Annotated in this window: 20 protein-coding genes; 9 read left to right on the top strand and 11 right to left on the bottom strand. The window is 72.9% G+C overall.

All coding sequences use genetic code 11. From position 1 onward, the window contains the following. Positions 1–155 precede the first annotated feature (155 nt). Positions 156–2,564, top strand: coding sequence for a rhamnogalacturonan lyase (locus JAV76_RS09050; RefSeq protein ID WP_198733709.1), 2,409 nt, complete (start codon positions 156–158; stop codon positions 2,562–2,564). A 61-nt stretch (positions 2,565–2,625) separates the two neighbouring features. Here JAV76_RS09050 and JAV76_RS09045 read toward each other — a convergent pair whose 3' ends face one another. Continuing rightward, the gene (locus tag JAV76_RS09045) at positions 2,626–4,413 is read right to left on the bottom strand and encodes a phospho-sugar mutase (protein ID WP_198733708.1); all 1,788 of its coding nucleotides are present in this window, start codon (positions 4,411–4,413) and stop codon (positions 2,626–2,628) included. After that, positions 4,413–5,261, bottom strand: a complete 849-nt coding sequence (locus JAV76_RS09040) for a purine-nucleoside phosphorylase (RefSeq protein WP_198733707.1) — start codon at positions 5,259–5,261, stop codon at positions 4,413–4,415. The genes JAV76_RS09045 and JAV76_RS09040 overlap by 1 nt, the downstream gene beginning before the upstream one ends. Before the next feature lie 123 nt (positions 5,262–5,384). Between JAV76_RS09040 and JAV76_RS09035 the strand changes: the two genes are divergently transcribed. Further along, complete coding sequence (locus JAV76_RS09035) at positions 5,385–6,869, top strand: NAD(P)H-quinone dehydrogenase (protein WP_198733706.1); 1,485 nt, start codon at positions 5,385–5,387, stop codon at positions 6,867–6,869. A 48-nt stretch (positions 6,870–6,917) separates the two neighbouring features. Here the strand turns inward: JAV76_RS09035 and JAV76_RS09030 are convergent, their stop codons facing one another. The 6 genes from JAV76_RS09030 to JAV76_RS09005 all read right to left on the bottom strand — a co-directional run bounded on the left by JAV76_RS09030 (position 6,918) and on the right by JAV76_RS09005 (position 14,339). After that, entirely contained in the window at positions 6,918–7,406 is a 489-nt protein-coding gene (locus tag JAV76_RS09030; RefSeq protein WP_198733705.1) for a hypothetical protein, read from the bottom strand. 10 nt (positions 7,407–7,416) lie between these two features. Next, a complete protein-coding gene (locus JAV76_RS09025) occupies positions 7,417–9,390 on the bottom strand; it encodes an endonuclease/exonuclease/phosphatase family protein (RefSeq protein ID WP_198733704.1) in 1,974 nt (657 codons plus the stop codon). A gap of 10 nt (positions 9,391–9,400) precedes the next feature. Continuing rightward, positions 9,401–9,913, bottom strand: a complete 513-nt coding sequence (locus JAV76_RS09020) for an NUDIX hydrolase (protein WP_198733703.1) — start codon at positions 9,911–9,913, stop codon at positions 9,401–9,403. Between the two features lie 47 nt (positions 9,914–9,960). Then, positions 9,961–11,739 (bottom strand): acetyl/propionyl/methylcrotonyl-CoA carboxylase subunit alpha, encoded by a 1,779-nt coding sequence (locus JAV76_RS09015; protein WP_307844114.1) that lies wholly within the window; start codon positions 11,737–11,739, stop codon positions 9,961–9,963. A 192-nt stretch (positions 11,740–11,931) separates the two neighbouring features. Then, positions 11,932–12,582, bottom strand: a complete 651-nt coding sequence (locus tag JAV76_RS09010) for a Maf family protein (protein ID WP_198733702.1) — start codon at positions 12,580–12,582, stop codon at positions 11,932–11,934. Positions 12,583–12,611: 29 nt separating this feature from the next. Next, positions 12,612–14,339 carry a DUF885 domain-containing protein gene (locus JAV76_RS09005; RefSeq protein WP_198733701.1) on the bottom strand — a complete coding sequence of 576 codons (1,728 nt, stop codon included), beginning with the start codon at positions 14,337–14,339 and terminating at the stop codon, positions 12,612–12,614. Between the two features lie 178 nt (positions 14,340–14,517). On the opposite strand from JAV76_RS09005, the gene JAV76_RS09000 reads away from it, so the two are divergent. Continuing rightward, the gene (locus tag JAV76_RS09000) at positions 14,518–15,261 is read left to right on the top strand and encodes a vitamin K epoxide reductase family protein (protein WP_198733700.1); all 744 of its coding nucleotides are present in this window, start codon (positions 14,518–14,520) and stop codon (positions 15,259–15,261) included. Between the two features lie 27 nt (positions 15,262–15,288). On the opposite strand, the gene JAV76_RS14920 is transcribed toward JAV76_RS09000, so the two are convergent. Genes JAV76_RS14920 through JAV76_RS08985 form a run of 3 tightly spaced genes read right to left on the bottom strand, consistent with a single transcriptional unit; the run spans position 15,289 to position 17,701 of the window. After that, positions 15,289–15,522 carry an acyl-CoA carboxylase epsilon subunit gene (locus tag JAV76_RS14920; protein ID WP_198733699.1) on the bottom strand — a complete coding sequence of 78 codons (234 nt, stop codon included), beginning with the start codon at positions 15,520–15,522 and terminating at the stop codon, positions 15,289–15,291. Next, positions 15,519–16,085 (bottom strand): SPFH domain-containing protein, encoded by a 567-nt coding sequence (locus JAV76_RS08990; protein WP_307844111.1) that lies wholly within the window; start codon positions 16,083–16,085, stop codon positions 15,519–15,521. The genes JAV76_RS14920 and JAV76_RS08990 overlap by 4 nt, the downstream gene beginning before the upstream one ends. Further along, positions 16,082–17,701, bottom strand: a complete 1,620-nt coding sequence (locus tag JAV76_RS08985) for an acyl-CoA carboxylase subunit beta (protein ID WP_198733698.1) — start codon at positions 17,699–17,701, stop codon at positions 16,082–16,084. Before JAV76_RS08985 ends, JAV76_RS08990 begins: the two co-directional genes overlap by 4 nt. 152 nt (positions 17,702–17,853) lie before the next feature. On the opposite strand from JAV76_RS08985, the gene JAV76_RS08980 reads away from it, so the two are divergent. The 6 genes from JAV76_RS08980 to JAV76_RS08955 all read left to right on the top strand — a co-directional run bounded on the left by JAV76_RS08980 (position 17,854) and on the right by JAV76_RS08955 (position 25,275). Beyond that, on the top strand, positions 17,854–18,705 hold the full coding sequence (locus JAV76_RS08980; RefSeq protein WP_198733697.1) for a biotin--[acetyl-CoA-carboxylase] ligase: 852 nt from the start codon (positions 17,854–17,856) through the stop codon (positions 18,703–18,705). Between the two features lie 4 nt (positions 18,706–18,709). After that, complete coding sequence (locus JAV76_RS08975; protein WP_307844110.1) at positions 18,710–19,786, top strand: adenylate/guanylate cyclase domain-containing protein; 1,077 nt, start codon at positions 18,710–18,712, stop codon at positions 19,784–19,786. Positions 19,787–20,014: 228 nt separating this feature from the next. Further along, positions 20,015–22,516 carry a glycoside hydrolase family 94 protein gene (locus tag JAV76_RS08970; RefSeq protein ID WP_198733696.1) on the top strand — a complete coding sequence of 834 codons (2,502 nt, stop codon included), beginning with the start codon at positions 20,015–20,017 and terminating at the stop codon, positions 22,514–22,516. After that, positions 22,503–23,483, top strand: a complete 981-nt coding sequence (locus tag JAV76_RS08965) for an aldose 1-epimerase (protein WP_198733695.1) — start codon at positions 22,503–22,505, stop codon at positions 23,481–23,483. The genes JAV76_RS08970 and JAV76_RS08965 overlap by 14 nt, the downstream gene beginning before the upstream one ends. A gap of 90 nt (positions 23,484–23,573) precedes the next feature. After that, positions 23,574–23,966 (top strand): hypothetical protein, encoded by a 393-nt coding sequence (locus JAV76_RS08960; protein ID WP_198733694.1) that lies wholly within the window; start codon positions 23,574–23,576, stop codon positions 23,964–23,966. A gap of 43 nt (positions 23,967–24,009) precedes the next feature. Beyond that, positions 24,010–25,275, top strand: a complete 1,266-nt coding sequence (locus tag JAV76_RS08955) for a multidrug effflux MFS transporter (protein WP_307844109.1) — start codon at positions 24,010–24,012, stop codon at positions 25,273–25,275. The last annotated feature ends 17 nt before the right edge of the window (positions 25,276–25,292 follow it).

The following is a 25,292-nucleotide window of genomic DNA, read 5'->3' as shown; positions in this document are numbered from 1 at the left end:
CGATACTCGAACGGCTCGGGGAAAGCGCTTCCAGTGCGCTGCGTCTCGTCAAGGACGACGGACGGTCGGCCTCGGGGGGTGGCGGAGCCGGGCACGGACGCGCGGCGCCGTCGGGGTGAAAGGATTCAATGGTGAGTCATCAGACCAGACGACGAATGACGGCACGATCGATCGCGGCCGTCGCCGCAAGCGGCGCCCTGCTCCTCGCAGGAGCGACCGTCTCCACCGCCGCGCCCGACGCGGTCCACAGCACGTCGGCGCACGCGAAGGGTCGGCCCGCGCCCGGGCCACGGCTCGAGGCGCTCGACCGCGGACTCGTCGCGGCGAGCACCGACGACGGCGTGTTCCTCTCCTGGAGGCTGCTCGGCCCCGAGGCCACCGGCGCGGGGAGGTCCGGGCTCACCGGCACGAGCTTCGTCGTCTTCCGGGACGGGCGCTACCTGGCCACCGTCAAGGACAGCACCAACTTCCTCGACTCCTCGGGCAGGTCGGGGGCGAGCTACCAGGTCGCCCCCGCGAAGGGGCGCTCGAAGAGCCGGGCTGCCTACCGGTCCGCCCTCAGCGACCCGGCCACGCCCTGGGCGGGCGCCTACCGGGACGTACCGCTCACCCGACCGGCGGACGGTGTCACGCCGGCGGGCGAGAGCTACACGTACTCCGCGAACGACATGAGCGTCGGTGACGTGGACGGTGACGGTGCCTACGAGCTCGTGGTGAAGTGGGATCCGTCGAACTCCAAGGACGTGTCGCAGGTCGGGTACACCGGCCCGGTGTACATCGACACCTACGAGTCGGACGGCACCCTCCTGCACCGCGTGGATCTCGGCCCCAACATCCGCGCCGGTGCCCACTACACGCAGTTCCTCGTCTACGACTTCGACGGTGACGGCCGGTCGGAGATGATGCTCAAGACGGCACCCGGCACCCGCACGCTGACCTTCGGCAGGTCGGGCGAGGTCGTCTCGGACACCCCGGTCACGCTGCTGCCCGAGGACGTCGCCGCCGGGTACTCCGTCGACGACGACTACCGCATGAGCGCCGACGACTACTACGAGCACCTCGTGGACATGTTCCTCGGCTGGCACGAACACCCCGAGGTGGTCGCCGGGCACTGGCCGGCGACGATCGAGGAGGCGCTCGGGCTGGAGGTCGCGCACGGGTACCCGCTGTCCCGGGAGTCCGCACAGGCGCTGGCGGACCACTTCATCGACGTCTACGCCCCGGGGCGCAGCGCCCGGAACGCGCTGCGCGCGTTCGAGGGATTCGTGCTGTCGGGTCCCGAGTACCTCACGGTGCTCGACGGGGCCACCGGTGCCGAGCTCGAGACCGTCAGGTACGAGCCGGGGCGCCACGACGACGGGCTCATGTGGGGCGACTACGCGATGTCCCGCATCGAACCGGGGAACCGGGTGGACCGGTTCCTCGCCGGCGTCGCCTACCTCGACGGGAAGCGGCCCAGCGCCGTCTTCGCTCGTGGCTACTACACCCGTGCCGCGCTCGTGTCCTACACCTGGGACGGCGAGCGCCTGTCGAAGGTGTGGGACGTCGACAGCGGCTGGGCGCCCATGTCGAACCCCTTCGCGGACTCGCCGCACGGGGTGGACGGCACCGACCCCGAGTTCGGGACCCTCACGACGCAGGGCTTCCACTCGCTGAGCGCCGCCGACGTCGACGGGGACGGGCGCCAGGAGATCGTCTACGGGTCGGCCACCATCGACGACGACGGGTCGCTCCTCTACAGCTCGTTCGCGGACATGCCTGCGGGCAGCGCTGCGCCGGGGACGTCGGCCCGCCTCGGCCACGGTGACGCGATGCACGTCACGGACATCGACCCCGCACGGCCGGGCCTGGAGATCTTCACCGTGCACGAGGGCGGGACGTGGGCGCCCTACGGCATGGCGCTGCGCGACGCCGCCACCGGTGAGGTGCTCGTGGGGGAGTACTCCGGCCGGGACACGGGTCGCGGGATGATCGGTGACGTCCGTCCGGACGTCCGGGGCATCGAGACGTGGGCCGGCAACCCGGACGGGTCCGACCCGCTCGGTCTGCGTGCCGCCGACGGCACGCGGCTGCCGGGCGGGACGCCGGGGACCAACATGACCGTGCGCTGGGCGGCCGACGGGACGACCCAGGTCATCAACGGGTCGGGGAGCGCGACGCCCACCATCGACGACTGGCAGCGCGGCACGCTGCGCACGCTCGACGGGACCTTGACGAACAACGGCACCAAGGGCACCCCGTCGCTCGTCGCCGACGTCTTCGGCGACTGGCGCGAGGAGGTCCTCGTGCGGACCGTCGACTCGTCCGCCGTCCGGATCCACCTGTCCACGGAGCTCACCGACCGGAAGATGTACACCCTCATGCACGACGCCCAGTACCGCGTCGAGGTGGCACGCCAGCAGACCACGTACAACCAGCCGTCGTACCCGGGGTTCTACCTCGCGTCCGACATGGACTGGTCGACGGTCCCGCTGGTGCACCGGTCCTCGGCGCCGCCGTGCAAGCCCGGCAAGCCGGGTCACCCGTGGCGCCCGGGGGAGCCGGGGCGCCCCTGGGGCAGGTAGCACGTGAGCGGGGTGGGACCGTGGACCGGTCCCACCCCGCGACACCTCGGGACGTACCGGGTCAGAGCCCGAGCGCCGCCGTCATGTCCGCCCGCACCGCATCGAGACGTTCCCGTGCGGTCCGGCGGGCGGTGGTGAGGTCGTCCGCCGAGGCGTCCGTGGCGACGGGCACCACGACCTCGAGGTAGCACTTCACCTTCGGCTCGGTCCCGGACGGACGGACCACGACGCGCGTGCCGTCCTCGGCGAGGAGCCGCACACCGTCGGTCGGGGGCAGCCCGTCGACGCCCGCGGAGAGGTCGACGGTCTCCACGACGGCTGACCCGGCGAGCGACGCAGGCGGTGCACCACGGAGCGTCGCCATGGTCTCCGGGATCCGGGAGAGGTCCGAGAACCGGACGGAGAGCTGGTCCGTGAGGTGCAGGCCGTGGGCGCGGGCGAGGTCGTCGAGCGCGTCGACGAGCGTGAAGCCCTTCGCCTTGAGACGGTCGGCGAGCTGCACGAGCAGGAGCGCGGCGCTGATGCCGTCCTTGTCACGCACCGACCTCGGGTCCACGCAGTAGCCGAGCGCCTCCTCGTACCCGAAGACGAGCCCCTCGGCGCGCGAGATCCACTTGAAGCCCGTGAGCGTCGCGCTGTGCTCGAGGCCGTGGGCCTCGGCGATCCTGCCGAGGAGCCGCGAGGAGACGATGGAGCTCGCGAGACGTCCTCCCGCACCGGTGGCTGCTGCCCCGGCGGCGACGAGCTCGCCGAGGAGCGCCCCGACCTCGTCCCCGTGGAGCATCCGCCACCCGTCGGCGACGGCGGTGTCGCGATCCACCGTGGGTGGGACGCCCATCGCGCCCCGCCGATCGAGGACGGCCACCGCGCACCTGTCGGCGTCGGGGTCGTTGGCGATGACGAGGTCGGCCCCGAGGGTCTGCGCGTACGCGAGCGACAGGTCGATCGCGCCCGGCTCCTCGGGGTTGGGGAACGCGACGGTCGGGAAGTCCGGGTCGGGCTGCGCCTGCTCGGGGACCAGGAAGAGGTCGTCGTAGCCCGCCGCGCGGAGCACGTGCTCGACGACCGCCCCGCCTACCCCGTGCAGGGGGGTCACGACGACCTTGAGGTCGCGTGGGGCGTCGGCCACGGCGAGCTCGCCGACGGACTCGACGTAGGAGGCCAGGACGTCCGGCCCGAGCACCGTCCACCCGCTCTCCGGGCGGGACACCGAGGCGACGGACGGGACCGCGGCGATCCTCTCGGCGATGCGCCCGTCGTACGGCGGCACGATCTGGGCGCCCTGACCGGCGTCCGTGACGACCCGGCCGCCGAGGTACACCTTGTACCCGTTGTCGGCCGGGGGGTTGTGGCTCGCCGTGACCATGACGCCGGCGTCGGCGTCGAGGTGGCGGACGGCGAAGGCGAGGACCGGGGTGGGCAGCGCGTGGTCGAGGACGAGCGCCTCGATGCCGGCACCGGTGAGGACGGCCGCCGTGTCGAGCGCGAAGGTGTGCGAGTTGTGCCGTGCGTCGTACCCGACGACCACGCGGGGTGGCCGCCCGTCGGCCGGGACCGCGTCGACGAGGTAGGACGCGAGGCCTGCGGCCGCACGGATCACCACGGCCCGGTTCATGCGGTTGGGTCCTGCGGCCATCGCGCCGCGCAGCCCTGCCGTCCCGAACTGCAGGGTGCCCGAGAACCTGTCCGCGAGCTCGGCGAGCGCCTTCTCCCGGGTGTGCAGCGGGTCGTCGTCCGTCTGCGCGTCCTCGACGAGGGACCGCAGGTCGTCCCGGCACGCCTCGTCCGGGTCGTCGGCGAGCCAGGCGTCGATCTGCGGCTGGAGCTCCGCGAGCTGGGGGTCCGTCATCAGATCTTCCTCACGATGTCGGCGAGGAGGGCGCTGATCCGCGGCCCTGCGGCCTGGCCGGCCTCGAGGACCTCCTCGTGGGAGAGCGCCTCCGGGCTGATGCCCGCGGCGAGGTTCGTCACCAATGAGATGCCGAGCACCTCGAGGCCGGCGTGCCGTGCCGCGATCGCCTCGAGCGTCGTGGACATGCCCACGAGGTCCGCCCCGAGACGGCCCGCCATGCGGACCTCGGCGGGGGTCTCGTAGTGCGGGCCGGGGAACTGGGCGTACACGCCCTCCGCGAGGCTCGGGTCGACCTCGCGGGCCACCGCCCGCAGACGTGCCGAGTAGAGGTCGGTGAGGTCGACGAAGGTCGCCCCCTCGAGGGGCGACGTCGCGGTGAGGTTGATGTGGTCCGAGATGAGGACCGGGGTCCCGGGCCGCCAGTCGACGTCGAGGCCCCCGCAGCCGTTGGTGAGGATCGCGGTCCGTGCGCCCGCGGCGGCGGCCGTGCGCATCCCGTGCACGACGGCGCGCACGCCCTTGCCCTCGTACAGGTGGGTCCGCGACCCGAGCACCAGCGCGTGCTTGCCCGTGCCCTCGATACGGACCGAGCGCAGCGTCCCGACGTGACCCGCCACGGCGGGCTTGGAGAACCCGGGGACCTCGTCGCTGCGGATCTCGGCGACGGTCTCGCCGAGGAGGTCGGCGGCGCCCCCCCACCCGGAACCGAGGACGAGCGCGACGTCGTGGGACGCGACGCCCGTGGCGTCGGCGATGTGGGCGGCGGCCGCCGCCGCGAGCTCGAACGGGTCGACGTCCGGCTGCTGGGGGGCGCCCGAGGATGTGGGGTGCGGGAGAGTGCTCATGGGACGAGGTTATCCGGGCACGGAGGCCTGCACACGCACCTTCGGTCCCACCAGGGGCGATGCCCGACGGTCCTGGTCCTCCTGCGCTGTCGCGAGCCCTGGGTGGCCGGGGATACTGGTGGGGTGACTGCGACCCAGACCCCACCCCCTGTCCCCAGCCCGGCGCGCCCCACCGAGACGCAGGACCTCCAGGAGACCCGCATCGTCGTCCTCGGCGGCGGACCCGGCGGGTACGAGGCGGCGCTCGTCGCCCGGCGTCTCGGGGCGCACGTCACCGTCGTCGAGCGCCAGGGCCTCGGGGGAGCGGCCGTCCTCACCGACGTCGTCCCGTCCAAGACCCTCATCGCCACGGCCGAGTGGATGACCATCGGGGAGTCCGCCGGCGAGCTCGGGATCCGTGTGTCCGGTAGCGACGGCGGCACCGTCGAGGGGCTCACCGTCGACCTCGCCGCTGTGAACGCGCGGGTGCGGGCGCTCGCCGCCGCGCAGTCGGACGACATCCGGGCGCGGCTCGAGCGCGAGGACATCCAGGTGGTCCTCGGCGACGGTCGGCTCGACGGCCCCTCGCGCGTGGTCGTCGACGACCCGGAGGGCGGCTCGGGGCCCGTGGTCCTCGACGCGGACGTCGTGCTCGTCGCCACCGGGGCGACGCCCCGGATGCTGCCCGACGCGCAGCCGGACGGGGAGCGGATCCTCACCTGGACGCAGCTCTACGACCTCAAGGCGCTCCCCGAGAAGCTCGTGGTCGTCGGGTCGGGGGTCACCGGTGCGGAGTTCGCCGGGGCGTACAACGCCCTCGGGTCCGAGGTGGTCCTCGTGTCGAGCCGTGACCGGGTGCTCCCCGGCGAGGACGCGGACGCGGCGAACCTCATCGAGGACGTCTTCCGTGGGCGTGGGATGACGGTGATGTCCCGGAGCCGCGCGGAGGGCGCGCGGGTCGTGGGCGAGGGCGACGACGCCCACGTCGAGGTGACGCTCTCCGACGGGACGGTCGTCGAGGGCAGCCACGTGCTCATGGCCGTCGGGTCCATCCCCAACACCCGGGGCATCGGCCTCGAGGAGGCCGGCGTGCGGCTGATGCCGTCCGGTCACGTGGAGGTCGACAAGGTGTCCCGCACGACCGCCCGGGGCGTGTACGCCGCGGGCGACTGCACGGGTGTCTTCCCGCTCGCGTCGGTCGCGGCGATGCAGGGCCGCGTCGCGATGTCTCACGCGCTCGGTGACGCCGTGACCCCCATCAAGCTCCGGACGGTCGCGGCGAACATCTTCACCGCTCCCGAGATCGCCACCGTCGGGTACAACGAGAAGACCCTCGTGGAGCAGAACTCGAAGTACTCGACCACCATCCTCCCGCTGAGCCGCAACCCGCGGGCCAAGATGCTGGGCATCCACGAGGGCTTCGTGAAGATGTTCGCGCACCCGGAGGCGGGCGTGGTCCTCGGGGGCGTGGTCGTGGCCCCCAGGGCGAGCGAGCTGATCTTCCCCATCACCCTCGCGGTGGCCCACCGGCTCACGGTGGACGACGTGGCGGAGGCGTTCACCGTGTACCCGTCACTCTCCGGCTCGATCGCCGAGGTGGCGCGCATGGGTCACCACAGGGCCGTCTGACGCGTACGGGGCGTCCTGGGGCCGGGACGCCCCGCGGCCGCGTGAGCGTCAGCGGAGGGTGACGGGCCCGACGGAGGCGCTCACCCGCAGGGCGCCGTCGACGACGTCGAGCCCCGTGACCGTGACACCCTCGACGCGTGAGGTCACCGCCTCCTGGACGCGCAGCGCCAGCACGGGCTCGTCGGTCCCTCGCCGCACCTCGACGAGCCCGTCGGGAAGGCCCTTCCTGGCGAGCGCCGCGTTCACGGGGCCCGTCACGTGGTTGAGGAGCTTGTGCGCCGGGATGGCGCGGGCCTGCGCGGAGATCTCGAACGTCGCGACCCCTCCGGCGTAGCCGGTGAACCGTGCCGCCACGGAGACCACGCCGACGGCCGCGGCCGCGAAGCGCAGCGCGGTGGGCGGGTCCGGGATCAGGCGGAGGTCGATCTCGGCGTGGATCGTGGAGCCGACGGCACGGACGGACCGGACGAGCGGCGGCAGGGGCTCTCGCGCGGCGGCGAGGGCGAGAGCCTCGTCCACGGGAAGTGTGATGTCCACGGTTCTCTCCTCAGGGGGTGACGGTGAGGGTCGTCACGATCGGGCGGTGGTCCGACTCGGTGGAGTCGAGGACGGTGGTGTCGCCGAACCGCAGCCCGGCGCCGTAGAGCCAGTCGACGCGCGAGTCGGGGGACCGGCTGGGGTGGGTGAGCGAGCTCGGGTCGCCGGCGACGTCGACGGCGCTGGTCAGCCCCTCGTCGGAGAGCAGCCGTGTCTCGAGCCATCCGGGTTCCGCGTTGAGGGTCCCGGCGAGGACGTACGGCCCGACGACCGGCTCGGCGGCGACCAGCGCCCGGATCTGCTCGAGGCGGGTCGGCGTGTTGGGGGCGCGGTGCTGCAGGTGGACCGACGTCACGCGCACCTCGCCGGCCCCCGTGTCGATGCCCACGGAGATCGCGGAGCGTCGCTGAGGGCCCATCCCGTACGGGAGCTCGGTGGACCGCACGTCGATCGCCGCACCCATGGTGCTGCGCCACAGGACGGCGTTGCCGAACTGGTGGTCGGCGGCCGGGACGAAGACGAATCGCATGCCGAGGTGCCTGGAGAGGTACGTCGCCATGTCGACGCCGCCCCCCATGACCCACCCGCGGGAGACCTCCTGGAGAGCGACCACGTCGGCCCCGGACTCCCGGACGACGTCGACGATCTCGTCGAGCGGGACGTCCGGGTCGCCGCTCACCCCGTAGTGGACGTTCCAGCTGAGCATCCGCACCGTCCCGGCAGGGCGGTCCGTGGGCCCGGGGCCTGCCGGGACGACGAGCAGCGTGGTGCCCAGCACGAGGAGCGTCGCCGGGACGGCGACGAGGGCCGTGAGCGCACGTCGCCCGAGCGGCACGAGGTCGACGGTGATCTCGTGCTGCAGCGACCGGGTGCGGCGTCGGGCGCGCAGGCCCATGAGCGCGAGGACGCCTGCGACGACGACCGGGACGGCGGCGTTGGGCCAGGGGAGCGGGATGTCGTAGTCGAGCTGGTACACGAGGAGGGGCAGCGCGGTGGTGAGGCCGAGGGCTGACGCGACGCCCGCCAGCCGCGGCCAGCCCTGCGGGTGCGCCGGGCGCGTGAGCGCCTGGGCGAGGAGCTGGGTGCTCACGGGGGCGAGGAGCGCCGCGGACCCGGCGACCGCGAGGGACAGTGCGCCGGTCGGGATCCGTGGCCAGGTGGGCGCGAGGAGCACGACGGCCGCGGCACCGACGCCGACCACCACGAGGACGACGTCGGCGACCGGGGGGAGCGAGTCGACGCGGACGGCGGGGCGTGCGAGGAGAGCCGCGACGACGACCCCTGCGAGGAGCAGCACGACGCCGGAGGCCCACAGGGGCAGCCCCGACTGGGAGGAGACGAAGGCCGGGTTGGCGAAGACCATGACGGCGAGCGAGAGGTACGGACCGACGATCCACAGACCGCGCACCGTGCCCGCGGAGGGCAGGTCCCGGCAGCGCACGGCGAGGACGACGACGGCGCCGCACGTGGCGAGGGTCACGGCCCACCCGGCGGGCCCGTGGCGCCACACGGCGTCCCACGTCCCGAGCGCGAGGTTGATCGACGCGGAGGTGAGCACGCCGAGCGCCACGCCGGTGGCGACCGCCTGCCCCGAGACGCGGGCCGCGGCGGCGGCGGTGAGGGTGAGGACCGTGAGGGAGATCGCGACGGTCACGAGGCCGACGCCGTGACGGGCGGACCCGTCGAGGACCTGGACGAGGAGGCGTGCCGCGGCGAGGACGGCGACCGCGGCGAGGAGGGTCCGGCCGTCCGGGGGGCGGCGCACGGCGAGCGCGAGGGCCGCGACGAGCGCGCCGGGCGCGGCGTAGGTGACGAGAGCGGTGGCGGCCGCGGAGGCGACGCCGGTGGTGAACGCGTGGTCGATCAAGGGGCCGCTCGCCCGGATCATCTCCGCGGTGATCGTGGTGACGACCGCGAGGAGCGCGACGAGCGTCGCTGCTGGGCGTCCGCTCGCGCGCTGGCCAGGTGCCGTCGTCGCCGTCATGAGGGTGACGCTACCGTGCCGGGCGCTCCGTGAGGCGGTCGAGCAGCACGGGCCACGCCGCGGCGAAGGCCGGGAGGAGCGGGCGTCGGTCCACGTCCGCGAGCGGGACCCAGGCGATCGCCAGGCTCTCGGGGTCCGTCGGTCGGACGTCGAGCGTCGCTCCGGGGGCCTCGTCGGCGAGGACGGTCGTGTACCGCCACGAGCCGTGGTCGAGGACGTGCGTGGCGCGGACGTGCACGACGTCCGGGTCGATGCCGGCCTCTTCCTGCGCCTCGCGCAGGGCGCCCTGCTCGGGGCTCTCGTCGGGCCCGACGGCACCCCCGGGGACGCCCCACGTCCCGCCCTGGTCGCTCCACAGCGCACGGTGCTGGAGGACGACGTGCGTCACTCCTCCCGCGGCGTCGCGCCGGGCGAGGAGCAGCCCCGCGGCGCCGTGCAGGCCCCAGTGCCGTGAGCCGCAGTCGCAGTCGACCCACCCGTCACCGGGCTGGCGCGTGCGTCCTTCGGGTCGTGCGTCGTCCACCACCAGCAGAGCCTTTCACAGGCTCGCCGGGGGCCGCGACCGGAACGTCAGTCGACGATCTCGCAGATCGCCGTGCCGGACGTCACGCCCGCGCCGACGGCGGCGCTGAGGCCGGTGACCGTCCCGGCGCGGTGGGCGAGGAGCGGCTGCTCCATCTTCATGGCCTCGAGGACGACCACGAGGTCGCCCTCGGCGACCGTCGCACCGTCCGCCACGGCCACCTTGACGATGGTGCCCTGCATGGGGGACGCGAGCGTCGTGCTGCTGCTCGTCGCGCCGCTGCGGGTACCCGCCCGGCGGGCCGGGCGCCGGGCGGCCGCGGGCCTGCCGCGGCCGATGCCGAGCCCCGAGGGGATGACCACCTCGAGCCGCTTGCCGCCCACCTCGACGACGACGCGCTCGGTCCCGGGGGCCTCGTCGGCGTCGTCGGGCTGCGTGGGTGCGGGTGCCGGGGCGAGCGCGGCGCACTCGTCGACGAACTCGGTCTCGATCCAGCGGGTGTGCACCCGGAACGGCGTCCCGTCGGCGGGGACGAAGGCGTCCGCGTCGAGGACTGCGCGGTGGAAAGGCGTCACGGTGGGGATGCCGCTCACCTCGAGCTCCTTGAGGGCGCGACGGGCACGTTCCACGGCCTGCGTGCGGGTGGCACCGGTGACGATCACCTTGGCGAGGAGCGAGTCGAACGCCCCGGACACCGTGTCGCCCTCGACGACGCCGGAGTCGACGCGGACGCCCGGCCCCGTCGGCAGCCGCAGGCCGGTGACACGGCCGGGGGCGGGGAGGAACCCGGCAGCCGGGTCCTCGCCGTTGATGCGGAACTCGATGGAGTGGCCTCGGACCTCCACGGACGAGTACCCGAGGGGCTCGCCGGAGGCGATGCGCAGCTGCTCGCGGACGAGGTCGAGGCCGGTGACCTCCTCGCTCACGGGGTGCTCCACCTGCAGACGGGTGTTGACCTCGAGGAACGACAGGGTGCCGTCGACCCCGACGAGGAACTCGCACGTCCCGGCGCCCACGTAACCGGCCTCGCGGAGGATCGCCTCGGAGGACGCGTAGAGCTCGGCGACCTGCGCCTCGGTGAGGAAGGGGGCGGGCGCCTCCTCGACGAGCTTCTGGTGGCGGCGCTGCAGGGAGCAGTCGCGGGTGGACACGACGACGACCGTGCCGTGCTCGTCGGCGAGGCACTGGGTCTCGACGTGACGCGGCCGGTCCAGGTAGCGCTCCACGAAGCACTCGCCGCGACCGAACGCCGCGGTGGCCTCGCGGACGGCGGAGTCGAACATCTCGTCGATCTCGTCGACGGTGCGGGCCACCTTGAGGCCGCGCCCACCGCCGCCGAACGCCGCCTTGATGGCGACGGGCAGCCCGTGCTCGGCCGCGAAGGCGTGGACCTCGCTCACGTCGGCGACGGGGTCGGGGGTCCCCGGGACGAGGGGCGCGCCGGCACGCTGGGCGATGTGCCTCGCACTCACCTTGTCCCCGAGGGAGTCGATGGCGGACGGCGGTGGCCCGATCCACACGAGGCCTGCGGCGATGACCGCGCGGGCGAAGTCGGCGTTCTCCGCGAGGAACCCGTAGCCGGGGTGCACGGCGTCGGCGCCGGACCTGCGGGCGACGTCGATGAGCTTGCCCATGTCGAGGTAGGTCTCGGCGGCGCGGGACCCTCCGAGGGCGTACGCCTCGTCGGCGAGACGGACGTGGAGAGCCTCGCGGTCGGAGTCCGCGTAGACGGCGACGGACGCGATCGACGCGTCGGCGCAGGCACGGACGACGCGGACGGCGATCTCGCCGCGGTTGGCGATGAGGACCTTGGAGATGTGGGGCACGGCTCACCGTAACGTGCGAGGACGCGCTGGATCACGGTCGGCAGGCGGGTCCGGGTGAAGATTGGGGAGACGCCCAAGTGCCCCTGGGCCCAGTTGTAGGGATCCTCCATGGCGGGCATCCGATGCTCGCCCCGGAACGCCCTTCAGCCCGTCCGTGTTGGCGGTGTCGCACAGGGGAGCCGCCCGGACGGCTCACGGCGTGGGCGTCGTCCAGAGGTCGGTCCAGCGGACGTCGACCCGGTCGAGGAGCTCCCGGAGGAGGGGGAGGCTCAGCCCGACGACGGAGTGGTGGTCGCCCTCGATCCCGGTGACGAACGCCCCTCCCAGCCCGTCGACCGTGAAGCCTCCGGCCACGGCGAGCGGCTCGCCGGTCGCGACGTACGCCTCGATCTCCTCGTCGGTGACGTCCGCGAAGTGGACGACCGTGGAGCTCGTCGCGCCGAGCGTGCCGCCCGTCCCGCCCTCCTCGGGGTCGCGCAGGTCCACGACCCAGTGGCCGGTGTGCAGCACACCCGAGCGGCCGCGCATCGAGCGCCACCGCGCGATCGCCACCTCGGCGGTGCGGGGCTTGCCGTGGATCTCGCCGTCGATCTCGAGCATCGAGTCGCAACCGACGACCACGTCCGCCTCGTCGAGCCCGTTCCCCGAGGCGACGTCCTCGGCCTTCGCCTGCGCGAGCAGGAGCACGGCGTCCGCGGGCTCGAGCGCCCCGAAGCGGGCGCGCGCCGCGTCGAGCACGGCGTCCTCGTCGACACCCGACACGCGGACGACGGGGGCGACGCCGGCGGCACGGAGGGTCGCGAGACGGGCGGGGGACGCGGAGGCGAGCAGGAGCGTGGTCACGACCGGCAAGCCTAGTACGGGGCGCGCGGTCAGGTGAGGGCGTCCTTGAGGACGTCGAGGCCCACGGAGCCGAGCCCGAGGGCGCGGGCGTGGAACTGCTTGATGTCGAACGGCTGCCCGGCACGCGCGGCCGACTCGCGCGCGGCGTCGCGCGTCTGCTCCCAGAGGCGCTGCCCCACCTTGTAGGAGGGGGCCTGTCCCGGCCACCCGAGGTAGCGGTTGAGCTCGAAGCGGAGGAACGGTCCGGTCATGCTCACGTTGGCGTTGAGGAAGTCCCACGCCTTGGCCGCGTCCCAGACGCCTCCGCCCAGGTCTGCCGGTGCGGGCTTGCGCAGGTGGACGCCGATGTCGAGGACCACGCGCGCGGCGCGCATGCGCTGCGCGTCGAGCATGCCGAGCCGGTCGCCGGGGTCGTCGAGGTACCCGAGGTCCGCCATGAGGCGCTCGGCGTAGAGGGCCCAGCCCTCGCCGTGGCCGGAGACCCAGCAGGCGAGGCGTCGCCAGTCGTTGAGCGTCCCGCGCTCGTGGACGGCCTGGCCCGCCTGGAGGTGGTGCCCGGGGACGCCCTCGTGGAAGACGGTCGTCTTCTCGCGCCACGTGCTGAACTCGGTGACCTCGGCGGGCACGGACCACCACATGCGGCCCGGGCGGGAGAAGTCGTCCGAGGGCGGGGTGTAGTAGATGCCCCCGGTCTGGGTGGGAGCGATGCGGCACTCGAGGTCGAGGACCGGGTCCGGGATGTCGAAGTGAACGCCGTTCAAGGAGCGCACCGCGTCGTCCGAGGTCTCCTGCATCCACCTGCGGAGCTCCTCGGTCCCGTGGAGGGTGCGCGACGGGTCGGCGTCGAGCCGCTCGACGGCCTCGGCGACCGTCGCGCCGCGCCCGGCGACCTGGGCCGCCACCGCCGTCTGCTCCTCGACGACCCGCGCGAGCTCCTCGAGCCCCCACTCGTACGTCTCGTCGAGGTCCACGGTCGCCCCGAGGAAGTAGCGGGACGCCAGCGCGTACCGGTCGCGTCCGACGGCGTCGTCCAGCGGGGCGAGGGGAGCGAGCTCCTCGCGCAGGAACCTGGCGAGCGTCCCGTACGCCTCGCTCGCCGCCCGGGCGCCGTGCTCCAGCTCCTTGCGCACCGCGGCGCAGGCCGACGAGTCGTCGAGCGCCGCCGCCGCGGCGGGCCCGTGGACGAACTCCGTGAAGAACGACGTCGCAGGGTCGGCGAGCTCGTCGGCCTGTGCCGCGCACTCGGTGACCTGGAGCAGGGCGGCCACCCGCCCTCGACCGGCGGACCACCGCAACGACTCGACGTATCCCTCGATCGCCTGCGGGAGGGCGGAGAGCCGGGCCGCGATGGCCTCCCAGTGCTCGGACGTGCCCTGGGGCGCGATGTCGAGGACGTCCCTCATCCCCTGGAGAGGCGAGGCGATGACGTTGAGCGACGAGTGGACCTCGCCCGCGGCGTGCAGCTCGAGGTCCAGCCCCAGGCGCTCGCGCATGGCGGCGAGCGTCACCTCGTCCACGGCGTCGACCGGAGAGGTCCGCGAGATCTCGTCCAGGGTGGTCCTGGACAGCTCCGCCCGGGCGTCGACGGCTGCCGGCGAGTAGTCGGTGACGAGGTGGTCGTGGCCGGGTATCCCGAGCGCCGTGGCACCGAAGGGGTCGAGAGCCGCGGACCGCTGGACGAAGGCGTTCGCCACGTCGTCGAGCGCCGAACGAGCGCGTGCGTGACCGGCGCCGTCGCCGGCAGGGTGGGTCGTCATGCCTCGACGCTACCGTCGGGCGCGGGGTCTGTCAGGCGCTCGCCCGCGCGCAGGGGCGCGCCGGCCGGGCCGAGGACGATGGTCCTTGGGATCCCGCCGCGGGGTGCGGGAGGATCGGAGGACCGAAGTTACGTCGCAGGTCCCTTCCGGGGCCGTGGTCCGAGGGGCTCGCTCACCGATGGCACAGGACAGGACGAGGGGCGGCGCCCCTGACGACCCGCACGGGGACCGGCCCGCCGAGGCAGGCCCGGCCGAGCGTGGACCGGACGATCTCGACGACGATCTCGACGCCGAGATCGAGGCGCTCCTCACCGTCGACCCGTGGGCCGGCTTCCGGCACTCCACGCGGTGGATCTTCGGGACCATGCTCTTCTCCGCGACGCTGAGCCTGATCGCCGCGTTCGTGCTCTCCTACGACGCGGTGAAGCTCGCGGCGGACCCGTCGACGGCGCTGAGCTGCAACATCAGCGCCGTCGTCAACTGCGGCTCGGTGGCGCTGTCCTGGCAGGCCAGCCTCTTCGGGTTCCCCAACGCGTTCCTCGGCCTCATCACGGAACCGGTGGTCATCACCATCGCGGTCGCGTCCCTCGCCGGGGTCCGTTTCCCCCGGTGGTTCATGTTCACCGCGCAGGTGATCTACCTGCTCGGCCTGGTCTTCGCCCTCTGGCTCTTCAGCCAGTCGATGTGGGTCATCGGCGCGCTGTGCCCGTGGTGCCTGCTGATCACCGTCTCCACGTCGCTCGTGTTCCTCACGCTCCTGCACTACAACGTCCGCGAGGACAACCTCTACCTCCCGCGCGGGGCGCAGGAACGCCTGGCGGGGTGGGTGCGCAAGGACTACGACCTCTACGCGGGGATCCTGTGGGTGGCCGGCCTCCTCGCGCTCATCGTGGTGAAGTACGGCGACCGGCTCCTCGGCTGACCGGTCCGCCGCGAGGGGACGAGGTCGTCAGCCGCGCAGGCTCCAGCGCCAGGCGTCGTCACCGACGGTGGGGAGCGTGCCGCGAGGCGCGCGTGCGCGGCGGATCCACGTGTCGGGTCCGGTGACGGTCCGTTCGTCCGCGTCCGACGAGGAGACCGCCGCGAGCCCGGCGACGAGCGCCGCGACCTCGATGTCGTCGGGCGTCCCCCGGACCACCCGCACCTGCGCCGCGGCCTGCACGGCGTCCGTGCGGCCCGTCACGAGCCGTCCTCGTCGTCCTCGAAGAGCACCGGAGCCCCGCGTGCCGCGCCCCACTCGGGGACGTCGAAGCCGTTGTCGATGAGCCGCCGCGCGATCTCCGTGCCGCCCTCGTCGAGGATGCCCAGCACGGAGTCCATCGAGAGGTCGGACGTCCCGGTGACGGGTCCGACGGCGAACCCGAGGTGGAAGGCCTCGACCTCGCCCGGCGCGGTGGCGCCCTGCTCGTCGTCGTCGGCGTGGCCGTCCCACGTGAGGCCCGTGAGGTCGCTGTGCAGCCCGAGGCGCTCGTGGAGCAGGTCGTAGAGGGCCGCGTTGAGGGTCGCGACGCGCGTCTCCAGAGCGAGGACCCGGGGGTCCTCGTCCGCCTCGCGCGCCCCGAACTCCGCCCTGACGCCGACGGCCGTGCCGACGTACTCGCGCAGCGTCGCCGCGAGGTCGTCCACCGCCCGGAGGAGGTCCGCGGGGTCCACGTCGGTGAGGGGCTGCGCCCCGTGCGTCGCCTCGTCGTGCTCGTCGCGCGGCCCGTGGGCGTCGCCGTGCAGGCCCGGTTCGTCGGGGGTCACAGCGGGATGTTCCCGTGCTTCTTCGGGGGCAGCGACGCCCGCTTGGTCCGGAGCGCACGCAGCGCCCGCACGATCTGGGCGCGCGTCTCGTGCGGCGCGATGACGGCGTCCACGTAGCCGCGCTCGGCCGCGTCCCACGGGTTGACGATCGCGTCCTCGTACTCGTCGGTGAGGCGCCTTCGCTCGGCGTCGACGTCGAGTCCCGCGTCGGCGGCGGCCTTGAGCGCCCCGCGCTGGAGGATGTTCACGGCACCGCCGGCACCCATGACCGCGACCTGCGCGGTGGGCCAGGCGAGGTTGACGTCCGCCCCGAGCTGCTTGGACCCCATGACGATGTACGCGCCGCCGTACGCCTTGCGGGTGATGAGCGTGACGAGGGGCACGGTGGCCTCCGCGTACGCGTAGATGAGCTTGGCGCCGCGCCGGATGATGCCGTTCCACTCCTGGTCCGTGCCCGGCAGGAACCCGGGGACGTCGACGAGGGTCACGACGGGGATGTTGAACGCGTCGCACGTCCGCACGAAGCGCGCGGCCTTCTCCGCGGCGTTGATGTCGAGGGTCCCGGCCATGGACAGAGGCTGGTTGGCGACGATCCCCACGGAGTGCCCCTCGACGTGCGCGTACCCGACGAGGACGTTGCGGGCGTACAGCGGCTGGACCTCGAGGAAGACGCCGTCGTCGACGACGTGCTCGATGACGGTCCGCATGTCGTACGGCTGCGAGTCCGAGTCGGGGACGAGCGTGTCGAGCTCGAGGTCCTCGTCCGTGACCTCGAGGTCGTGCTCGGCCGGGAACGAGGGGGCGTCCCCGAGGTTGTTCTGCGGCAGGTAGGCGAGCAGGTGGCGCACGTAGTCGATCGCGTCGTCCTCGTCCGCCCCCATGTAGTGCGCGACACCGGATCGCTCGTTGTGCGTGAGCGCCCCGCCGAGCTCCTCGAAGCCGACGTCCTCGCCCGTCACGGCCCGGATGACGTCCGGGCCCGTGATGAACATGTTCGACGTGCCGTCCGCCATGACGATGAAGTCGGTGAGGGCGGGGGAGTACACCGCGCCACCGGCCGACGGGCCGAGGATGAGCGAGATCTGGGGGATCACCCCGGACGCGGCGACGTTGCGCCGGAAGATCTCCGCGAACTGCGTGAGCGCGGCCACGCCCTCCTGGATCCGGGCGCCGCCCCCGTCCGAGATCCCGACGAGCGGCACGCCCGTCCGCAGCGCGAGGTCCATGACCTTGGTGATCTTCTGGCCGTGCACCTCGCCGAGGCTCCCGCCGAAGACCGTGAAGTCCTGCGAGTAGATGCACACCTGGCGGCCGTCGACCGTCCCGTGCCCGACGACGACGCCGTCTCCGGCGATGCGCTTCTTCTCCAGCCCGAAGTTCACGGAGCGGTGCTTGGCGAAGGCGTCCATCTCGACGAAGCTGCCCGGGTCGAGGAGCGCCTCGATGCGCTCCCGCGCGGTCTTCTTGCCCCGGGCGTGCTGCTTCTCGACGGCCCGCTCCTCGGGCTCGTCGACCGCGGCGGCGCGCCGCCGGGCGAGGTCGGCGAGCTTCGCGGCCGTGCCGACGGGCGCGGACGGTGGGACGGTGTCCTCGGGACGGGTGGTGGCGTCAGTCACGGGACGAGCCTAGTTGGTGGGAGGCCACGGATCATCTGGGTCCCCACGACTGCCTGCCGCGCCGGTGTTGGTGGATCCCTACAACAGACGCGGTCGGCGGTCGGGTCGCCCGGGGGCTGCCGGTCCCGTCGTCCCTGCGGCATGATGACGGGATGGAGACCCCGGACCGTCCGCCGCTCGACGTCGCTCTCCTCTCGGAGCTCCTCGCCGGGCCCGCGGGCCCGCTGCGCCGGCTCGAGGTCGTGGCGTCGTCGCCGTCCACGAGCTCCGAGCTCGTCGCGGCCGTCGCCGCCGACCCCGCGGCGTGGCCGGCCCCCGCCCTCCTCGTCGCCGAGCACCAGGTGGCAGGCAGGGGGAGGTCGGGGCGCTCGTGGGAGACGCCCGCGGGGTCGGCGCTCACCTGCTCCCTGCTCGTGCGGCCCTCGGTCCCGCGCGAGACCATGACGTGGCTCCCCCTCCTCGCCGGCCTCGCGGCAGTGACGGCCCTGCGGTCCACGGCGGGCGTCCGGGCCGCCGTGAAGTGGCCCAACGACGTCCTCGTCCCCGGTGACGGGACCGACGTGACCGGGTGGGGCGGCCACCGCAAGGTCGCCGGGATCCTCACGGAGCTCCTGCCCGACGGCGGCGCGGTCGTGGGCGTCGGCCTCAACGTCACGCAGACCCCCGACGAGCTGCCCGTCCCGAGCGCCACGTCGCTCGCGATGGTCGGTGCTGCCACCACCGACCGGACGGTCCTCCTCACCGCGCTCGCGGAGTCCTTCGCGGAGATCGCGGGCCGGTGGTCGGCGGCCGGCGGTGACGCCGTCGCAGCAGGTCTCCGGGACGACGTCGCGGGGGCGTGCGCCACGATCGGGGCTCACGTGCGCGCCGAGCTGTCGGACGGCCGGGCCGTGCACGGGACCGCGCGCGGCCTGGCTCCCGACGGTGCTCTCGAGGTGCGGACGGCGACCGGGGAGCTGCACACCGTGCACAGCGGTGACGTGCATCACCTTCGCCTAAACTGACGGGGTGTCCACCGACGTGCCCCGCGCCTCCGACCCCACGCAGGTCGACCCGTCGAGCCAGCCGGGTCCGGACGGAGGCGCCGCCGAGCTCGACGAGACGCTCCTCGGTGGTCCTCGGGCCCACTCCCTCGAGAGCATGGCCGAGCAGACCGGTCTCGGGCGGGACTTCCTGCGGAGCTACTGGCGGGCCCTCGGGCTCCCCGTCACAGGGAGCGACGAGGAGACGTTCACCGAGGACGACGCACAGGCGCTCCGCGAGATCGCCGACTTCGCCGAGGCGGAGGGCCTCTCGAGCAGGTCGCTCACGACCCTCGTGCGCTCGGTCGGTCACACGACCGAGCGTCTCGCACTGTGGCAGGCCGAGGCGCTCGTCGAGCACATGGCGTTCCGCAACGATCTCGACGACACCAGCGCCCGGCTCCTGGTCCTCGACCGGTTGCCGAGCCTCGCCCCCGTCCTCGAGGCGCAGCTCGTCCACGCGTGGCGCAGGCAGCTGGCCGCGCTCGCGGGCCGGTGGTCGGTCGAGTTCTCCGGCGCCAGAGCCGTGGACGACTCCGGCCACGGCGAGCTGCCGCTGCCGCGCGCGGTCGGTTTCGCGGACATCGTCTCGTTCACGACGCGCACGGCGAGCCTCCGCTCGTCCGAGCTCTCGGACTTCGTGTCGGACTTCGAGGCGGGCGCCCGGGATGTGGTGACCTCGGCCGGGGGACGGGTCGTCAAGACCATCGGCGACGCGGTGCTGTTCATCGCGGACGACGTCCACGCCGGTGCCGAGGTCGCCCTCGGGCTGGCGACCGAGGGGCGCGACATGGCGGGGGTGGACGTCCCGCCGGTGCGGGTGAGCCTGGTGTGGGGGAGGGTCCTGTCGCGCTTCGGGGACGTCTTCGGGCCGTCGGTGAACCTCGCCGCCCGGCTCACGGACGAGGCCGACCCGGGCACCGTGCTCCTCGACCCCGCCACCGCTGCGCTCCTCGCGGGGGACGCGCGCTTCGCCCTCACCGCGCGGGCGCCGCGGGAGGTGCAGGGGCTCGGCACGATCGCGCCGGTGCAGCTTCAGCGGGCCTACACGCCGGAGCTCTGAGGGTTCTCGCGGCGTGGGGCGGGGAACCGCTGGGGGCGATCTGTAGGAGCGCTCCCACGAAAGTGCTCCCGGGCGTGTCCTCTGCGATCCAGAACCGCTATGCTTCCGAGCGTACGGAGGCGTGGGAGCGCTTCCAACCCCCTAGACGTGAGGCACCGCGGCCCGCCCCGAACGGCGTCGGTCCACCTCCAGGTGCGCCACGTCCACACCGAGGCGAGAGGCGCTCACATGCACTACGGCCACTTCGACGACGAAGCCCGCGAGTACGTCATCACCACCCCCCACACGCCCTACCCGTGGATCAACTACCTGGGCTCCGAGCAGTTCTTCTCGCTCATCTCCCACCAGGCGGGCGGGTACTCGTTCTACCGGGACGCGAAGATGCGGCGCCTCACGCGCTACCGCTACAACAACATCCCCGCCGACTCGGGGGGCCGCTACTTCTACGTCAACGACGGCGGCGACGTGTGGACCCCGTCCTGGCTGCCGGTCAAGGCCGACCTCGACCACTTCGAGACCCGTCACGGCATGGGCTACACCCGGATCACCGGTGAGCGCCGTGGGCTCCGCGTCGACACGCTCTACTTCGTGCCCATGGGCGAGAACGCCGAGGTGCAGAAGGTCACGGTGACCAACACCTCCGACGTCGCCAAGAGCGCGACCCTGTTCTCCTTCGCGGAGTTCTGCCTGTGGAACGCGCAGGACGACCAGACGAACTACCAGCGGAACCTGTCGATCGGCGAGGTCGAGGTCGAGACCGACTCCCCGCACGGCGCTGCGATCTACCACAAGACCGAGTACCGCGAGCGTCGTGACCACTACGCCGTCTACGGGGTCAACGCGCCGGTCGCGGGCTTCGACACGGACCGCGACACGTTCGTCGGCGCCTACAACGGGCTCGGTGAGGCCGCCGTCCCGCGGGCCGGCGTGTCCGGGAACTCCGTCGCGTCCGGCTGGTACCCCATCGGGTCCCACTCGCTCGAGGTGCACCTCGAGCCGGGCGAGTCCGCGACGTACACGTTCGTGCTCGGGTACGTCGAGACCCCGGCCGACGCCAAGTGGGCCCCGGCCGACGAGGCCGCCGGGATCGGCGAGAAGCAGCGCATCAACCGCGGTCCTGCGCACGAGCTCCTCGCGCGCTTCGCGACGACCGAGCAGACCGACGCCGCCTTCGAGGCGCTGCGCGAGTACTGGACGTCCCTGCTGTCCACGTACTCCGTGTCGTCGACCGACGACAAGCTCGACCGCATGGTCAACGTGTGGAACCAGTACCAGTGCATGGTCACGTTCAACATGTCCCGGTCGGCGTCGTTCTTCGAGACGGGCATCGGCCGCGGGATGGGCTTCCGCGACTCGAACCAGGACCTCCTCGGGTTCGTCCACCTCATCCCCGAGCGAGCCCGCGAGCGCATCCTCGACATCGCTGCCACGCAGTTCCCCGACGGCTCCGCTTACCACCAGTACCAGCCGCTGACCAAGCGGGGGAACAACGACATCGGGTCCGGCTTCAACGACGACCCCCTGTGGCTCATCGCGGGTGTCGCCGCGTACATCAAGGAGTCGGGTGACGTCTCGATCCTCGACGAGCAGGTGCCGTTCGACAACGACGAGTCTCTCGCCGAGCCCCTGTTCGAGCACCTCACGCGGTCCTTCCGGTACACGCTCGACCACCGGGGCCCGCACGGCCTGCCGCTCATCGGTCGTGCCGACTGGAACGACTGCCTCAACCTCAACTGCTTCTCGAACGAGCCGGGCGAGTCGTTCCAGACCACGGAGAACCAGGCCGGCGGCGTCGCGGAGTCGGTGTTCATCGCGGCGCAGTTCGTCCTCTACGGGGCGGAGTACGCCGAGCTCGCCGAGCGCCGCGGCCTGACGGACGTGGCGGCCGAGGCGCGCGCCGCCGTCGAGGAGATGCGGGCGGCGGTCCTGTCCCACGGCTGGGACGGCGAGTGGTTCCTGCGGGCCTACGACTTCTACGGGAACAAGGTCGGGACGGACGAGAAGCCCGAGGGGAAGATCTGGATCGAGCCCCAGGGCTTCGCGGTCATGGCCGGTATCGGCGTCGAGGGGACGGACCCCACGACCCCCGAGGCCAAGGGCAGCCCGGCCCTGCGCGCCCTCGACTCGGTGAACGAGATGCTCGCCACGGACCACGGCATGGTCCTGCAGTACCCGGCGTACACGAGCTACCAGATCGAGCTCGGAGAGGTCTCCACGTACCCGCCCGGGTACAAGGAGAACGGTGGCATCTTCTGCCACAACAACCCGTGGGTGATCATCGGCGAGACGGTCGTCGGCCGTGGCGCCCAGGCGTTCGACTACTACAAGCGGATCACGCCGGCGTACCGCGAGGAGATCTCCGAGGTGCACCGCCTCGAGCCCTACGTGTACGCCCAGATGATCGCGGGCAAGGAGGCCGTGCGCCACGGCGAGGCGAAGAACTCGTGGCTCACGGGGACCGCGGCGTGGAACTTCGTGGCGGTCAGCCAGTACCTCCTCGGGGTGCGGCCCGGGTACGACGGCCTCGTGGTCGACCCGCAGATCGGTCCGGACGTCCCGGAGTACACGGTGACCCGCACGGCCCGCGGTGCCACGTACGTGATCCACGTGACGAACTCCGGCACGCCGGGCGCCCGGGGGAGCCTCGTGGTCGACGGCGTCCCGGTCGAGGGCAACGAGGTCCCCTACGCGGCCCCCGGGTCGACCGTGCAGGTCGATGTCACGCTCTGACACGGTCCGTACCGGGATGCTGCCCGTCGTGGGTGAGGTCGTGGTGCTGCGCAACGGACGCTGGGAGATCGGTGTGCTCCCGGCGTCCGGGGCGGCGCTCGCCTACGGGCGGGTGCTCGTCGGCGACCGGTGGCGCGACCTCCTGCGGCCCACGCGGACCGAGCACCGGACGGCGCCCGAGCGGTGTGCGTCGTTCCCGTTGGTGCCGTGGTCCAACCGCATCGCGGACGGGCGTCTGCGCTTCGAGGGGCGCGAGTGGATGCTCGCGCGCAACGGTGCGGACGGCACGGCCATCCACGGGGCGACGACGGGCTTCGCGTGGACCGTGGTGGCCAGGGACGAGGACCGGGTGGTCCTCGAGCTCTCGACACGGGACCTCGTCGGGGTGAACTTCCCGTGGCGCTTCCGGGCTCGTGTCGCCTACACGCTCACGGGTGACGGGCTGTCCGTCACCACGACGGTGGAGAACGACGACGACGAGACGTTCCCCGCGGGGTTCGGGCACCACCCGTACTTCCAGCGGAGCCTCGCGGCGGGTGGTCCGGAGGCGATGCTCGAGGTCCCGGCGCGGCGCGGGTACGCGCTGGTGCGCGCCATGGCGACGGGCCCGGCCGGCGACGTCCCGGAGCGTGCCGACTACCGGAGGCTGCGGCCCGTCGGGGACGTGTTCGTCGACGACTGCCTCACCGACCTGGAGCCCGGGGCGCCCGCGCGGATCGTCTACCCGGCGGGGCCGGGGCTCGGCGAGGTGGAGGTGCGTCTGACGGCCGACCCCGTGTACTCGCACACGGTGGTCTACGCGCCTCGTGGACGGTCGTACTTCGCGGTGGAGCCGGTGACCAACTGCAACGGTGCGTTCGCACTCCTCGACACACCGGGCACCGAGCACGGAGTGTTCCTCCTCGGACCGGGGGAGCAGCGCACCGGGACCTTCACGCTCGAGGTGCGTGAGACCTCCGTCACCTGAGCGGTTCGCCCGCCCCGTCCTTCAAGCCGCGCCGTCCGCTGCCGATGAACCCTGTACAAGGACACGGACGGGGCAGGGCGGAGGACGATCATGGCGACGGTGCACAGGGTTCTCGTGCTCGGGATCCTCGTCCTCGTCTCGGCCCCGCTCACGTCGTGCGGGGCCGTGACGTCGCTCGTGCAGAGCTCGGACGACCCGGCGGCGAGCATCGACTCGACGCAGAGCCTGCTCGGGACGAGCGGCACGGTGTCGAGCCTCGTGGAGGCGGCGGACGGCAAGAAGCTCATCGTCGTCTTCCGCGCCGAGGAGAGCGCCGAGGAGCAGGAGAGCGGGCCGGACGAGGCCCCCGTGTGGGTGCACACCCGGTCCGACGAGACCGAGGTGCCGGAGTCGACGGACGTCTCCCTGGTTGTCTCGAGCATCGACGCGTGGGTGGCCTCGCAACCGGACCCCGCGGAGTACGAGGTGGTCGTCCTCGACTGAGGTCCCCACCTCGGCAGGACGATCGAATCGTTATGATCCACTGGTGACGCGACCCATCCCCGACCCGGCCCCACCCACCCGCAGCCGTGCGTCGAACGCCCGCTGGGTGCTCATGCTCGGCTCTCTCGCAGCCCTCCCGGCCATCACGACGGACATGTACCTGCCGTCGCTGCCCGCCGTCGCCTCCGACCTGGGGACGTCGACGACGGCAGCGCAGCTCACCATGTCCGGGATGCTCCTGGGCGGGGCCGTCGGCCAGCTGGTCATCGGCCCATTCTCGGACAGGTACGGGCGCAGGCTGCCGGTCATCGTCGGCATCGTGCTGCACGTGATCACCTCGCTCCTGTGCTCGGTCGCGCCCACCATCGAGGCGCTCGTCGCGCTCCGCGTGGTGCAGGGCTTCTTCAACGCCGCAGCGGCCGTCGTCGCCATCGCGGTCATCCGTGACCGGTTCGTCGGGTCGGCGGCGGCGCGGCTGCTGTCCCAGCTCATGCTCGTCATCGGCGTCGCGCCGCTCTTCGCGCCGACGATCGGTCAGGTCGTGGCGGGGCAGTGGCAGTGGCGGGCCGTGTTCTACGTCCTCGCGCTCGTCGGGGTGGTGCTCGCGCTCGTCGTGTGGCGGTGGTTGCCGGAGACCCTGCCCACGGAGCGGCGGCGGATCGCAGGCCCCAAGGGTGTGGTCGTCGGGTACGCCCAGCTGGTGCGGGACCGTCACTTCATCGCGCTGGCCGTGCTGCCGGGCCTCGGCATGGCGGTGATCATGAGCTACGTGGTCGGGTCGCCGTTCGTCCTCCAGGAGGACTACGGGCTCAGCCCCGCCCAGTTCGCCGGGGTCTTCGCGCTGAACGGGGTGGCTCTCGTGGCGTCGGCCCAGCTCAACGCGGCGCTGGTCCGCCGCGTCGCGCCCGTGCGCATCCTCCGCGTCGCCCTCGTCGTCCAGCTCGTCTTCGCCGCGTTCCTCGTCGTGGTGCTCGTCACCGGGCTCGGGGGTGTGGTCGGTGTGGTCGTCGCGCTCTGGCTCGTCCTCGGGATGCAGGGGATGATCCCCGCCAACGCCTCCGTGCTGGCACTCGGCGGTTACGGGCACATGGCGGGCACAGCCGCGGCGCTCATCGGGGCGCTCCAGGCCGGGGTGGCCGGACTCGTCTCACCCCTCGTCGGCGCCTTCGGGGGGCACGGGGCGGCCATGGGCGGCGTGATGATCGCGAGCATCGCGGTCGCGGTGGCCGTCCTCGCGATCGCCACGCCCGCCTACCGCAAGGGCGGGTGGCACACCATGGAGAACCGGGCGGCACCGCCGCCCCGCTGACCTGGCCCCCGCGGTGG

It is taken from the genome of Sanguibacter suaedae (genome assembly GCF_016342785.1).
GTDB classification, from domain to species: Bacteria; Actinomycetota; Actinomycetes; order Actinomycetales; family Cellulomonadaceae; genus Sanguibacter; species Sanguibacter suaedae.
Note: the sequence above shows the minus strand (reverse complement) of the source record. Positions and strands in the feature narration are given on the sequence as shown.